Annotated in this window: 8 protein-coding genes; 6 read left to right on the top strand and 2 right to left on the bottom strand. The window is 69.8% G+C overall.

What is annotated here, in order from left to right:
* Nucleotides 1-18 precede the first annotated feature (18 nt).
* Nucleotides 19-651, bottom strand: a complete 633-nt coding sequence (locus tag ACFW0G_RS28180; RefSeq protein WP_378328479.1) for a response regulator transcription factor — start codon at nt 649-651, stop codon at nt 19-21.
* Between the two features lie 113 nt (nt 652-764).
* Here ACFW0G_RS28180 and ACFW0G_RS28175 point away from each other — a divergent pair, with 113 nt between their 5' ends.
* Both ACFW0G_RS28175 and ACFW0G_RS28170 read left to right on the top strand, forming a co-directional pair.
* Complete coding sequence (locus ACFW0G_RS28175; protein WP_378328429.1) at nt 765-2999, top strand: ATP-binding protein; 2235 nt, start codon at nt 765-767, stop codon at nt 2997-2999.
* Between the two features lie 168 nt (nt 3000-3167).
* Nucleotides 3168-3806, top strand: a complete 639-nt coding sequence (locus ACFW0G_RS28170; RefSeq protein WP_378328428.1) for a LuxR C-terminal-related transcriptional regulator — start codon at nt 3168-3170, stop codon at nt 3804-3806.
* A 95-nt stretch (nt 3807-3901) separates the two neighbouring features.
* Here ACFW0G_RS28170 and ACFW0G_RS28165 read toward each other — a convergent pair whose 3' ends face one another.
* On the bottom strand, nt 3902-7618 hold the full coding sequence (locus ACFW0G_RS28165) for a BTAD domain-containing putative transcriptional regulator (RefSeq protein WP_378328427.1): 3717 nt from the start codon (nt 7616-7618) through the stop codon (nt 3902-3904).
* 881 nt (nt 7619-8499) lie between these two features.
* Between ACFW0G_RS28165 and ACFW0G_RS28160 the strand changes: the two genes are divergently transcribed.
* From ACFW0G_RS28160 to ACFW0G_RS28145, 4 genes are all read left to right on the top strand, one after another.
* A complete protein-coding gene (locus ACFW0G_RS28160) occupies nt 8500-9180 on the top strand; it encodes a response regulator transcription factor (protein WP_378328426.1) in 681 nt (226 codons plus the stop codon).
* 426 nt (nt 9181-9606) lie between these two features.
* A complete protein-coding gene (locus ACFW0G_RS28155) occupies nt 9607-10326 on the top strand; it encodes a DUF4142 domain-containing protein (RefSeq protein ID WP_378328425.1) in 720 nt (239 codons plus the stop codon).
* The gene (locus ACFW0G_RS28150; protein ID WP_378328424.1) at nt 10323-11165 is read left to right on the top strand and encodes a ferric reductase-like transmembrane domain-containing protein; all 843 of its coding nucleotides are present in this window, start codon (nt 10323-10325) and stop codon (nt 11163-11165) included. The genes ACFW0G_RS28155 and ACFW0G_RS28150 overlap by 4 nt, the downstream gene beginning before the upstream one ends.
* Nucleotides 11158-12450 (top strand): NAD(P)/FAD-dependent oxidoreductase, encoded by a 1293-nt coding sequence (locus ACFW0G_RS28145; protein WP_378328423.1) that lies wholly within the window; start codon nt 11158-11160, stop codon nt 12448-12450. Before ACFW0G_RS28150 ends, ACFW0G_RS28145 begins: the two co-directional genes overlap by 8 nt.
* Nucleotides 12451-12464: the final 14 nt, after the last annotated feature.

Here is a 12464-nt window from a genome sequence, read left to right as displayed (position 1 = left end):
GAGCGTTCGACTGAGCTTTCAGATGAGGCCTTCGCGGAGTGCGTGGGCGACGATATGCGTGCGATTACGCAGGCCGAAGCGGGTGAGCAGGCCGTGCAGGATGTTCTTCACGGTCCGCTCGGAATAGGCGACCTGGCGCGCGATTTCGGTCGTGTCCAGCCCCTCGGCGAGCAACCGCAGCACATCGGTCTCGCGGGGCGAAAGCCCGCTGAGCGTGAGTTCGCGCGGCGCGAGGATCTCTTCGTGAAGCCGCGAGAGTCCGCGAAGCAGGCTGCCGAGCTGGTCGGCGGGGAGGTCGCCCCGGCCGGCGTGGGCGTCGGCGACCGCCCGCAGCAACCGCTCGGGCGTCGCTTCGGAACGGGGGACGAGGACCGCGAGCCCGCGTTCGACCGCGGTCCACAGCTCCGGTTGTTTCGGCTGGTCCGCGATGAGAACCAGCCGGGCCCGCGACGCCGGGAGCCGCCGCAGTTCCGTTCCGGCGACGGCGATCACGACGTCGGCCGCGGCCGGTTCGTCCCGCAGTTCGATGCCCGGCCTGCCGCCGAGCACGCTGTGCAGACCGGCCCGGACGAGGTGGTCCGCGGCGCACACGGCGACCCGGACGACCCGGCGCTCCTGCGCCGGGATGGCGGTCCGAGCCACCGGTGTCATCGTTGTCGGCATGGGCTCAGGTAACCCGTTCGGGTGACGGGCGGACAAGCGCGCGGAGGGGGCAGCTTTCCGGAACCGGAAGCCTGCCGGTTGAATGGACCACGGTGAACCCGGTGGACGAACCAGACGAAACGCGGTCGGTGTTCGGCAAGCTCCTGCTCGAACACCGCCGGGCCGCGGGCTGGACGCAGGAACGGCTGGCCGGTGCCTCCGGGCTCAGCGTCCGTGCCCTGCGCGAGCTGGAGCGGGGCCGCGCGCGGGCCGCTCAGCAGCGTTCCGCCGAGGTGCTCGCGGACGCGCTCGGCCTGGCGGGCGGCGATCGCGAGTTCTTCCTGACCGTCGCGAAGAAGGGGCGGCGCCGGAACGCGTCGCGGGCCGCGCAGGTCGCGGCGACCTGCGCGCTGCCCACGCCCATCGCGGATCTGTGCGGCCGGGAACACGAACTGGACCTGCTGTCCGCCGAGGTGGCGGGTGGTGGCGGCGTGGTCGCGGTCGTCGGCCAGGCCGGCGTCGGGAAGACCGCGCTCGCGGTGGCGGCCGCGGACCGGCTCCGCCCGGACTTCCCGGACGGCTGCTTCGCGGTGGACCTGCGCGGAATGGACGAGCGGCCGGTGAGCGCACGGGCCGCGCTGGACCGGCTGCTGCGCGCGCTCGACGTCAGCCCGGGGCAGGTGCCCAATTCCGAAGCCGAACAGTCCGCGTTGCTGCGCATGCTGCTCGACGGCCGGAAAGTGCTGCTGCTGCTCGACAACGCGTCCGACGAGGCGCAGGTGCGGCCCCTGCTGGCCACCGGGCCCGGCTGCCTCACCCTGATCACCTGCCGCCGCACGCTCGCCGGGCTCGAAGGGGCCCGCTGGGTGTCGCTGGAACCGCTTTCCGACGGCGCCGCGACCGGTCTGCTCGCCGCGATCCTCGGCGTGGAGCGGGTCCGCGCGGAGCCGGGAGCGGCACGGGAACTCGTCGAGCTGTGCGGAAACCTGCCACTCGCCGTCCGGATCGCGGGCAACCGGCTCGCCACCCGGCCGCGGTGGTCCCTGGCCCACCTGGTGGAGCAGCTGCGTGACGAACGCACCCGGCTGTACGCGCTCTCGGCGGGCGATCTGCAGCTGCGCTCGGCGTTCGACCTGTCCTACCGCGGGGTTTCGGCCGGGGCACGGCTGCTGTTCCGGCGGCTGGCGGCTGTGCCGGGCGCCGGTTTCGGTGCCGAACTCGCCGGCGTCGTGACCGGCGCGGCGGACGCCGACGTCCGCGAACACCTCGACGAACTCGTCGACGCGAGCCTGCTGCAGACCGCGATCGAACCCGGGCGCTACCAGTTCCACGACCTGATCCGGCTCTTCGCCGGGGAACGGTTCGACGCGGAGGAGGACCCCGCCGAGGCGGACACCGTGCTCGCCCACCTGCTCGCCAAGACGGCCGAGGCGGCGCGGCTGTTCTTCCCCGAGGTTCTGGAAACCGGGCGGTTCGGCTCGCGGGCCGAGGCCGCCAGGTGGCTCGAGGTGGAAGGCAGCAACTGGGTGGCCGCCCAGCGGGTGGCGGCGCGGAAGGGCTGGCACCGGGAGGTCAGCGATTTCGCCGCCGCACTGCACTGGTATTCCGACGGGCGGAGCCAGCAGCGGCCGTGGCGCGAGATCTTCACCCTCGGCGCGGACGCGGCGAAAGCCCTCGGCAACGCCGCCGACGAGGCGAAGCTGCTCAACTTCGTCGGCTGGGCCCATGAAGTCTGCTTCGGCGACCATGAAGCCTCGGTGTCGGCTCACCGCCGCGCGCTGGAGATCGCCGACCGGATCGGCGAACACACCGAGCGCACCTGGGCCCACACCTACCTCGCCGAAACCCTGCTGTACCTCGGCCGCGCCGCCGAGGCGTTCGAACACGCCGAGCGTGCTCGCGAATCGGCAGGCGAGCTGCCGTTCTGGTCCGTGCGATCCACGGTCCGGAACGTCTACGGACATGTGCTGCGCGCGGTCGGCCGGTACTCGGACGCGCTCGCCGTCCACCGTGCCGTACTCGCCGACAGTGAACGGTACGCGGAGCTGGCGAACCCCGAGATCCGCCGGATGCTGCGGGCGCAGACCCTGCGCGGGATCGGTGATGTGCTCGGCGAACTCCGCGAATGGCGCGAAGCCGCCGAGTCCTACCGCGTCGCCCGGTGGAATGCCTGGGAAGGCGGATTCGAATCGGTCGAGGCGATCTGCGCGCTGGGCGAGGGCCGCGCCTGGCGGGAGGCCGGTGCCGTCGAGGAGGCCAGGGAGTGCCTCATCCTGGCCGTCGAACTCTCCCAGGCACCGGCGACCCGCGACCGGCGGGAGCGGGCGCTGGCCGAACTGGCGCTCCTGCCGGACTGATTTCGCCTGCCAGCGTGTGTCCTTTCGGGTCAGATGCTCATTTGAGCGGTAAAGAAGAAGTGGCTCCTGCAGAACCTTCATGGCGTGGCGGGCGTCTATAGGAGGAATGAAGACCACTCCGTCAGGATGTGGTGCACACGAGGGATTCATCGAGTGTGAGGGACTGCCGTGAAGCCGATCCGAGTTCTGATCCAGGCGTCCGACCCCGTCGACCGCGCGGGCATTGTCGCGATGCTGCGCTCAACCGAGCAGATAGACATTCTGACCGACGGGGAATGGGCCGACGCCGACGTTCTCGTCCTCGCCGAACACACCGTCGGCGCCGCGCAGCTCGACGCCGTCCGCCGGATGCGCGCGGACTCGGCGGCCGCCCCCGGCCCGCGCTGCGTCGTCGTCGCCGACCGGTTCGACGAGCAGGACACCCTGTTCGCCGTGCAGTGCGGGGTGGTGAGCATCCTGCCCGGCGCGCACTGCACCGCGGCACGGCTCGTCGTCACGATCGCCGGTGCCATGAAAGGACATTCGATGCTCCCGCGCGGCCTGCAGTCGGCGTTGCTGCGGCAGCTGCACGAGCTTCGCCAGGACGTCCTCGAGCCGAACGGGCTGACGCTGTCCGGGCTCGCCATGCGCGAACTCGACACGATCCGCCTGGTGGCGGACGGTTTCCGGACCGACGAGATCGCGTCGAAGCTGTCCTGTTCGGAAGGGACGGTCAAGAACGTGCTGCGTGGTGCCATGCAACGCCTCGGGCTCGTCAACCGCACGCATGTCGTGGCCTACGCGATCCGCTCGGGCGCACTGGCCTGACCGAGGGACGCCCTGGGTGCCTCCGCCGCATCGAGAGGCGCCCCGGCCGCGGCGAGACCTTTGTGGACAGACGTCCACAAAGGATGGCCGCGGCCTCAGCCGGAGAGTACGTGCCGGCTGCTCCGCCCGATTCCGTTGAGCGCCCCGATTTCCTCGGCGATCCGGTCCCGTGACGTGGTGCCGAGCTTGCCGAGCAGCCGGGCGACGTGCGCCTGCACGGTGCGGCGCGGCAGGTCGAGATGCTCGGCGATGGCGGGGTTGGAGTGTCCGGCGGCGACGAGCCGCGCGATCTTGATTTCCACCGGGGAAAGGGATTCCCACCCGCTCCGTGTCCGGGGTCGCGGCACCGTGGCGTCCCGGCGGATGCCGAAGGCGGCCAACCGGGTGGTGGCGCGTTCGAGATCCCAGCTCGCGGAAAGGTCCGCGTAGCGCGTGGCGCTTTCCGTGAACGCCGTCCGCGCCGCTTCGGTTTCGCCTCGCCGGGCGAGCAGCACCGCGGCGTCCTCCAGCGCCGTGCCCAGTTCGACGACCCGGCCGACCCGGCGGTAGTGGTCGACGGCGGCCAGGATCGGTGCGGGGTCTTCGTCGACGAGTCCGCGGCACCACTGGGCCGCGGCGGCCGCTCGCGCGGCGGGCCGTTCCTTCGCCGCTTCCTCCGCGCAGATCCGCATGGCGCGGTGCGCCTGCTCGGTCGCGCCGACGCTCACCGCGAGCCGGACGATCATCGGCAGCCATTGGTGCCGGAGCATCATCGGCGAGAATTCCGGGGTGAGCAACGGTTCGAGGATCTCGAGCGCTTCCTCCGGCCTGCCGCGCTGTTCGAGCGTCAGCGACTGCGCGACGAGCAGGAAATCGATGCTCTCCCGTTCCGAACTGGTCGCCGGCGCGTATTCCTCGACGGCTTCGAGATGTGCCGACGCTTGGACCCGATCACCGCGTCGTGCCGCGATGTACGCCGCGACGCCGTGCAGCAGCAACGCGGCCGCCGGGGGTTCGCGCAGGCCGAGAAAGGTGATCGCGGGGCCGTCTTCGGTGACCGAGTCGAGTTCGACGAGGGCTTCGTTCCACTGCCCGGTCCAGTAGTTGTGCACCGCGGCGGGAACCTGCAGCTCGTTGCCGAAGGCGTGGCTGATCGCGATCCGCCGCGCGGTGCGCAGGGTTTCGTCGGCTTCGGCCAGCCGGTCCATGTTCTGCAGCGTGAACAGCCGGTTGTCCAGCAGATCGAGTTCGAGTTCGGCGAGGTCCCCGCCGCGCCCGGCGACTTCGAGCGCGCTGTCGATGTGGGCGAGTGCGGTGTCGTGGTGACGTCGCACCGAGGAGGTCAGCCACAGGGTCTGCAGCGCGTGCGCGGTGAGGTAGGCGTCGCCGTTCGCCGCGGCCAGTGCCTGACGCGCGGCGTCCTCGGCGGCGTCGAGATCGTCGAGGCCACCGCGCCGGAAGTTGGCGAGCAGATGACGGTGACGCTGACGCCAGATCTCGGGCACCTCGGGATCGTCGACGGCGTTCTCGACGGTGCGGACCGCGCCTTCGACGTCGCCACGCCGGTACCGCATCGCCGCGAGCAGCTGCCGCATTTCCGCGGCACGGTAGGGATCCGTGGCGATCGCGAGCGCGGCGCGCGCCTCGTCCTCCGGTTGCCGCTCCAGGCGGAACGACACCTTGACGAGAGCGGCGGCGAGTACCTCCCGCCGGGAATCGCGCAGCGGGCACGCTTCGAGCGCGCGGGCGAGGAGTTCCGCGGCGAGCAACGGCGCCCGGTTGGCCACCGTCTCGCCGTTGTCGACCAGCCACTGCAGGACCCACGGATCGGCGGCGGGCGTCGCGACGACCTGTTCGGCGATGCGGGTCACCGAGGACCCGACTCCGGCCAGTGCCTCCGCGGCCTGGCGGTGCAGCGCGGCGCGCGCACCGGCCGGGATCCCGTCGTAGAAAGCCTGACGCAGCAAGGGATGCCGGAACGCGAGGTGGGTGTCGATGTCGACGATCACGGTGGCGGCCACGGCTTCTTCGAACGCCGCGACCAGCTCCGACGGCCGTTTTCCCGCCACCGCGGCGATGTCCGTGACCGTGAACTCCGTGCCGAGCAGTGCGGCCCAGCGCAGGGTCTCGCGGGTTTCGGCGGAAAGCCCGTCCAGATTTCGCCGGATGGTGTCGATGAGACCGCGCGGTGCGGTGTAGGTGCTGCTGTCGGCGAGATCGGTGATACCGGACACCGTGCGCAGCGCCTGCTCGCGGATCAGGGTACCGGTGAGTTCGGTGATGTAGAGCGGATTCCCGGTGGTGCGCTCGACCAGATCCCGTAGCTCGGGCCCGGGTTCCGCGCCGAGCAGGCGTTTCTCGAGTTCGAGGGTCTGCTCGTCGGTGAGCGGGGTCAGATCGACGATTTCGCCGCCGCGGCTTTCGACCGCCTGGCGCAGCCGGACGAGCTGGGCCGTGCGTGGCACCGGGCGTGCGGCCGTGATGAGCAGCAACGGCAACTGGCGTGTCGCGGCGGTCAACCGGTGCCACAACAGGACGCTGGCCTCGTCGGCCCACTGCATGTCGTCGACCACCAGGACCAGCGGACCCCGCGCGCAGAGTTCGTCGATCAGCGCCAGCAAGCGACCCACGGTGGCGAGGGCCGGGTCGCGATCCTGCCCGGTGTCGCGCTGTTCGAAGAGATCGAACGTGAGCGCGGACCGGGTGGGATCGCCGGTCGCTTTGTCGATACCGAGACACGCCAGCATGACCTGCAGGGGGATTCGCCCGGAGAGTTCGTCGGCGATCGCCCAGCCGAGCTGACAGCCCTGATCCGGGGCGGTGGAAAGGGCGGTGGCGAGCAGTTCGGACTTGCCGATGCCGAACTCGCCCTCGACCCACGCCATCCCGCCGCGGCCGTCGCGGACGTCCTCGACGAGCCCGCGCAGCAGGGCGAGTTCGTTCTCCCGGCCGACGAACGTCGTGTTCTCGCCGGTTTGCCGCCGTCGCGCGATCTGGGCAGGCACGGTGAGCAAGGGCTCGTGTTTCGGGGCGCGGACGGGGGTCGCCGCGACGCGGTGTGGTTCGAGATCGGGATCCTGGGCCAGGATCCGGGCGTGCAGCCGTCGCAGCTCGGCACCGGGCTCGACGTCGAGGTCCTCACGCAGCCGTGCACGGGTTTCCCGGAACACCTCGAGGGCCTTGGCGTGTTGGCCGTCGCGGTAGAGCGCGAGCATCAGCAGTTCGCTGAGCCGTTCGCGCAGCGGGTTTTCGTGGACGAGGGCGAGCAGTCCGGCGGTGAGTTCGCCGTGCCCGCCGAGTTCCAGCAGCGCCTCGGCACGCAGCTCGTGCGCGGTGACGTGCAGTTCGACGAGCCGGGCGCGTTCCTGCTCGGCGAAGGGGCCCGGCAGTCCGGACAGCGGCTCGCCGCGCCACAGGGCCAGCGCTTCGTCGAGCAGTCCGGCCGTGGCCGCCGCGGTGGTTTCGCCGCGTGCCTGCCCGATCAGCCGCTCGAAGCGGATCGCGTCCACGTTCTCCGGGGCGATCCGCAGGGTGTACCCGGCCGAAGTACTGGTCAGCAGCTCGCCGGCGGCCCACCGGCCGCGCTGCGGTTCGAGGGCGCGCCGCAGACCGGAGACATAGGTGTGGATGTTCCCGTTCACGCTGGCGGGCGGCCGCTCGCCCCAGACCGAGGACACCAGGTCGGCGCGCGGCACCGCTTTGCCTGCCCGCTGGGCGAGCACGGCGAACACGGCGCGCTGGCGGGTCGGGCCGAGCGGGAGCTCGGTACCCGCCCGGTGGGCGGTCACCGGGCCGAGGAGGTCGACCCGGAGTTCGTCATCCTCGTCGGGCATCGCCGGTCCCCGGTGTCAGCGTTGGGCTCAAGGTGTCTCCGTTCTGCAGGCCGGCCGCCGGGACGCGGGCTGCGCGGTGTCTCCGGAGAGAGGTGCGACGCAGTCTATCTCGACAAGAAGCCACACAACCGGACAAGATCACACAGAGTGGTCGGGGCAAGGGTTGCCGCTCACCGAAACCGCTGGTCACGGGTCGAATCGCGGAAGGTTGCTGCCCGTTCGGCTCCGGATCGGGAATCGAAGGGGCAAGGAAGCGCGGCACGGACGCAGGTTAGCGAGGACGCCGTTGGCGGGACATGCGCGGGATTGCGGTCCGCCGGTCGGAAATTGCGGTAAGCGGAGGGCCGGACACCGACGTGGTTCGGAAACGCCGTCGGCAGTGCGCCCGGACTGCCGAAGCCGGTGCTGAGGTAGACCTCGCTGATGTCGGCGCGGTCCGGGCGCTGGCGGCCGAGGGAATGCGCACCGGGATGGTGGACAGGGCGGGCGTCGTCCGCCATAGCGTGTCCGCATGGTCGTGTCTCCGGCCATGTGGAGCACGAGGTGCGGATCGGCGACGCTGGGGGAGCGGAAAGTCTTCCCTCCCGCGTCGGCTCGCATTTCGTGGCGATGGGGAGCCGGTGTCGCAGACTGGCTCTTGCGACGGCCGCACCGCTGACGCAGACTAGCTCTTGCGACGGCAACAAGGCAGGAACGGAGAAACACTCCTGGTCTGCCCTTTCGGTGCCCGCGCGGAGTCGCTCGTGGATCGTGGTGACTCCTTTGTGGACTGTCGAAATCGCGTCGTCGTGCCGCGCCACGGAGGCGGTTACCCAGAATTGGCCCGCGAGGATTCCGTCCGGTTTTCGGACGGTGCTCAGCGCTACGGTAAAGGACAGCGGATGGGGACTGCGAGGAGGAATACCCGGCAGCTCCCGGCCAGTTCCGCCGACACCGGGATCGTAGCGGTCGCCGTATGCGCGCGGGATCCGGTGGCAGGGCTCGGCGCGGTGAGCATCCTGCGCGCCGATGGACGGCTCAAGGTACTCGACGAGTCCGAACTCGCGGCGGCAGACGTGCTCGTGGTGGTCGAGGATCTCCTCACTGAAGAAGTTTTCACATTTCTGCGTGCGGCTCGTGCCGCGTCGAGTCTCGATTCACCGCCGCCCTGTGTGATCGTCACCGATCATTTCCGGCGCGAGATAGTGACGACTGCGATCGAATGCGGCATGGCCGCGCTGGTGCGGCGGTATGCGCTCGGGGCCGAGGAGCTGGTGCGGACGATTCTTTCGGTCAGCCAGGGCCCGGCCGTCCCGGCATCGGACGTGCTGGGCGATCTGCGGGTCCGGCTCGGGCAGACGCGGCGGGCGGAACCTCACGGACTCGCCCTGTGCGGTCTGTCCACACGCGAACGCGAGGTTCTCCGGCTGCTGGCCGAGGGGCGCGACACGGAGGAAATCGCCGCCGTGCTCGCGTATTCGGAGAGTGCGGTGAAGTACGTCCTCTACGGCATATTGTCTCGCTACAACCTCAACAGCCGCGCGCACGCGGTCGCGTTCGCACTGCGAGCCGGACTGATTTAGGGCGCGCTCGCGTAGGGCACTCCTGTAACAGTGACCACGCCAGCCGCTCTCACCTCACAAGTCGCACGTCGCGAGGAATATCGAGGACTCCGAAGGGGACCTTCATAGCGTCCAGCGCGCTGAAGGGCACCTTCATGGCGCGTTCGTCCACAAAGGACATAACCATGCGAGTCATGATCCTTTCACGTAAGAGATCTTGCCGTGAACCGGCCGTGTACGCGAGTTGATGGTAAGAGCGAACGACGCGTTTGAGAACCTCGTTCTTCGGCTCATGTCGCGACGTGCCTCTTTGGGCAGGCATGGTTTCTGAAATCTCTAGACGCTCGCCGGGGCACTCCCGCCCGAGGTGTGTCGCGGGTCATACTCGCCGGGCCAAGACGAGGGCACAGCACGTCAATCGCCCGAGCGAAAAATGGAGACAAGCGCATGTCGGGTCTCTCACGCATCATCGGAGCATTCCTGATCGCCGTGGCGATGACCTGTGGCGGTGCCGCGACCGCGGACGCGAAGACTTCGCTCGTGCCGGTACATCTCGCGCCGCTGGATCCCCGTGACGTGGGTTTCCTGGTGGCGCTGGACCAAGCGGGACTGTGGGAAGGGCCGACGAGCGGGGCGATCGCGGAGCGGAGCAGGACGCCGGTGGTGCGTTCCGTTGCGGCGCAACTGATGCGGGAACACCACAAGCTCGCCGAGTACGCGGACGCGGCGGCCGCCCGCCTGCACGTCGCCCTGCCGGACGCGCCCTCACCGATGCAGCGTTCCTGGCAAGTCCGGATACTCGCGGCCAAGGACGCGGAACAGGACCGGCTGTACGTCAATCTGACCAGGGCGGCGCACGGAACCGTCCTCATGACCATCGCGTCAGTGCGGTCGACCACGGCGAACGACGTGATTCGTTCCCTCGCGCAGGTCGCGGAGGAATACGTCAAACGGCACATGACACTGCTGGAAAGCACCGGGCTGGTCGAATCGGACTCGCTCGCGGTGCGTACGGGAGCGGCCGCGCCGTATCAGCCTCTGCCGACGTTGCCGGAGGCGCTGTTCGGCGTCGCACTCGCGCTTCTCGCCGGTGCCACGACATTGGTGATCGTGCGCCGCGGCGCACGACCGGAGAGCGTGGCGGCGGAAGGGCTGGGTGTCGAATGAGCGGTGCCTTCCCGGCCGTATCGGCCATGGTGCTCGCCGCGGGATACACCTCGCACGACGAGGGCGTCCGCCAGGCGGCGGCGCTGTCCGGCCGGTTGGCGTACCTTTTCATGTGCCTGACGCTCTGCTGGGGTGTTCTCACCGCTACGGGCTGGATCCGGCGGGTGACCGGCCACCAGGCCCTTCGCGGCGGTCACATGCTTCTGGGCGCGTTCACGGTGGCGACAGCGGGAACGCACGCACTTTCCCTCCTGTTCCTCGACGAGCAGATCGTGGTCGGCACCCAGGTCCTCGTCCCGTTCCTCAACGGCACCGTGCGCCACGCCCTCGGCATCATCGCGTTCGATCTCATGGTCGCGATCGCCGTGACAGCGGGGATGCAACGATTCTTCCGGTACCGCAACTGGTTGCGCTTCCATCAGACCGCGTATGCCGCGATCGCGCTCGGCGTCGCGCATTCCTGGTGGGGAGCGTGGACCGCAGCCGACCTCGAACTGGTGTGGCTGGGTGGTATCACCGCCATCGCCCCGGCGATCACGCTGACCGTCGCGCGGTTCGCCCCCGCGTCGCTGCTCGTGAAGATCGGCCTTGTCGACGATGTTTCCGCGCCCCAGAAACGGATCGACAAAGCCAAGCCGCTACGCATCAGCGTCGACAACCAGCGCTGCCACCGCTACGGCTTCTGCCAGACGGAAGCTCCGAACGTCTTCCAGCTCCGCGAGGACGGCAGGCTCGCCTACCGGCAGAGCCCGGACGTCGCGGGAAACCTGGACGTCCTGTCGGCGGCCCGGTCCTGCCCGATGCGGGCGATACACCTGGAGGGAACGAATCATGAGTGAGTTACCGCGAATCGTGATCGTCGGCGCCGGTCCGGCCGGGATGTGCTCGGCGGAGCGGTTGCGCGAACTCGGCTTCGACGGCGAGCTCGTCATCGTCGGCGCGGAACCCACCATGCCCGTCTACCGCCCCGCGCTTTCGAAACAGTTCGTCACCGGTGCCCTCGGGTCGCACGATCTCGCCCTCCACCCCGCCGACGACCTCGACGCGACGTGGAGACTGAACACCCCGGTCTCGCAGCTGGATTCGCGCCGGCGCGTGGTGCACCTGCCGGGCGGCGAGGAACTCGGGTACGACGGGCTCGTCATCGCGACCGGTGCCGAGGCACGCCGGATGCCGGGGCGGATCAACGCGCACCGGCGGGTCACCGTCCTGCGCACGGTTGCCGACACCAAACGCCTTCACCGCACGATGTCCGGAACCCGGGCACCGGTCGTGGTGCTCGGCTGCGGCTTCCTCGGTTGTGAGGTGGCGGCGAGCCTGAGAGCGGTCGGCCGGGAGGTGACGATCGTCGGCCGGTCCTCGCTGTTGATGAGCAACCTGCTCGACGAGGACCTGGCAAGGCGGTTGACGGATCTGCACCGGCGCAACGAGGTGGGGCTCGAACTCGGGGTGAAGGTCGACGGATGGGACCCGGGGCCGGACGGTATCGGAGTGCTGCTGTCCACCGGAAAACGCCTCGAGGCCGCCGGAATAGTCGTGGCCGTCGGCTCGGTGCCCGCGGTTTCCTGGCTCCGTGACTCCGGGGCACAGGTGGAGGACGGCCTGCTCTGCGAGCCGACCTGTCACGTCGCCGGGCTCGACGACGTGGTGGCCGCGGGAGACGTCGCGAAATGGCCGAACCTGCGGTTCGGTACCGAGCCGCATCGCGTCGAGCACTGGGTGAACGCGATCGAAATGGGCAGGGCCGCCGCCGAGAACCTGTTGAGCGGGCGGGAGACGGCCACGCCGTTCATGCCGGTGCCCCGGTTCTGGTCCGAGCAACACGGCTTGCGCATCCAGGCGGCCGGGATGCCGGTGCTCGCGACGGAGCGCGTGCGGATGGACTCCGACTCGGCGCGGGGACGTTCGCTGACCGGGTTCGTGCGGGACGGCAAGCTTGTCGGGGTGATCGGGTTCGACCGGTCGGCCGCGGTGCTCGCCTACGCGAACCACCTTCCGGACGAGCACCCGATCCTCGCTCGCTCGAACAGCACCACGATGCCCGATCAGGCGCCCCGAAGACAGGCGCCTGCCACCGGGCATTCGAAACGCGTCTCGTTCGTCCGGGCACTGAGGGGGCGATAGCGAATGCGCAAGGA

This window comes from Amycolatopsis sp. NPDC058986, from assembly GCF_042741125.1.
Classification (GTDB): domain Bacteria; phylum Actinomycetota; class Actinomycetes; order Mycobacteriales; family Pseudonocardiaceae; genus Amycolatopsis.
The sequence above is the reverse complement of the archived record's forward strand: the minus strand, read 5'-3'. Positions and strand labels throughout refer to the sequence as shown.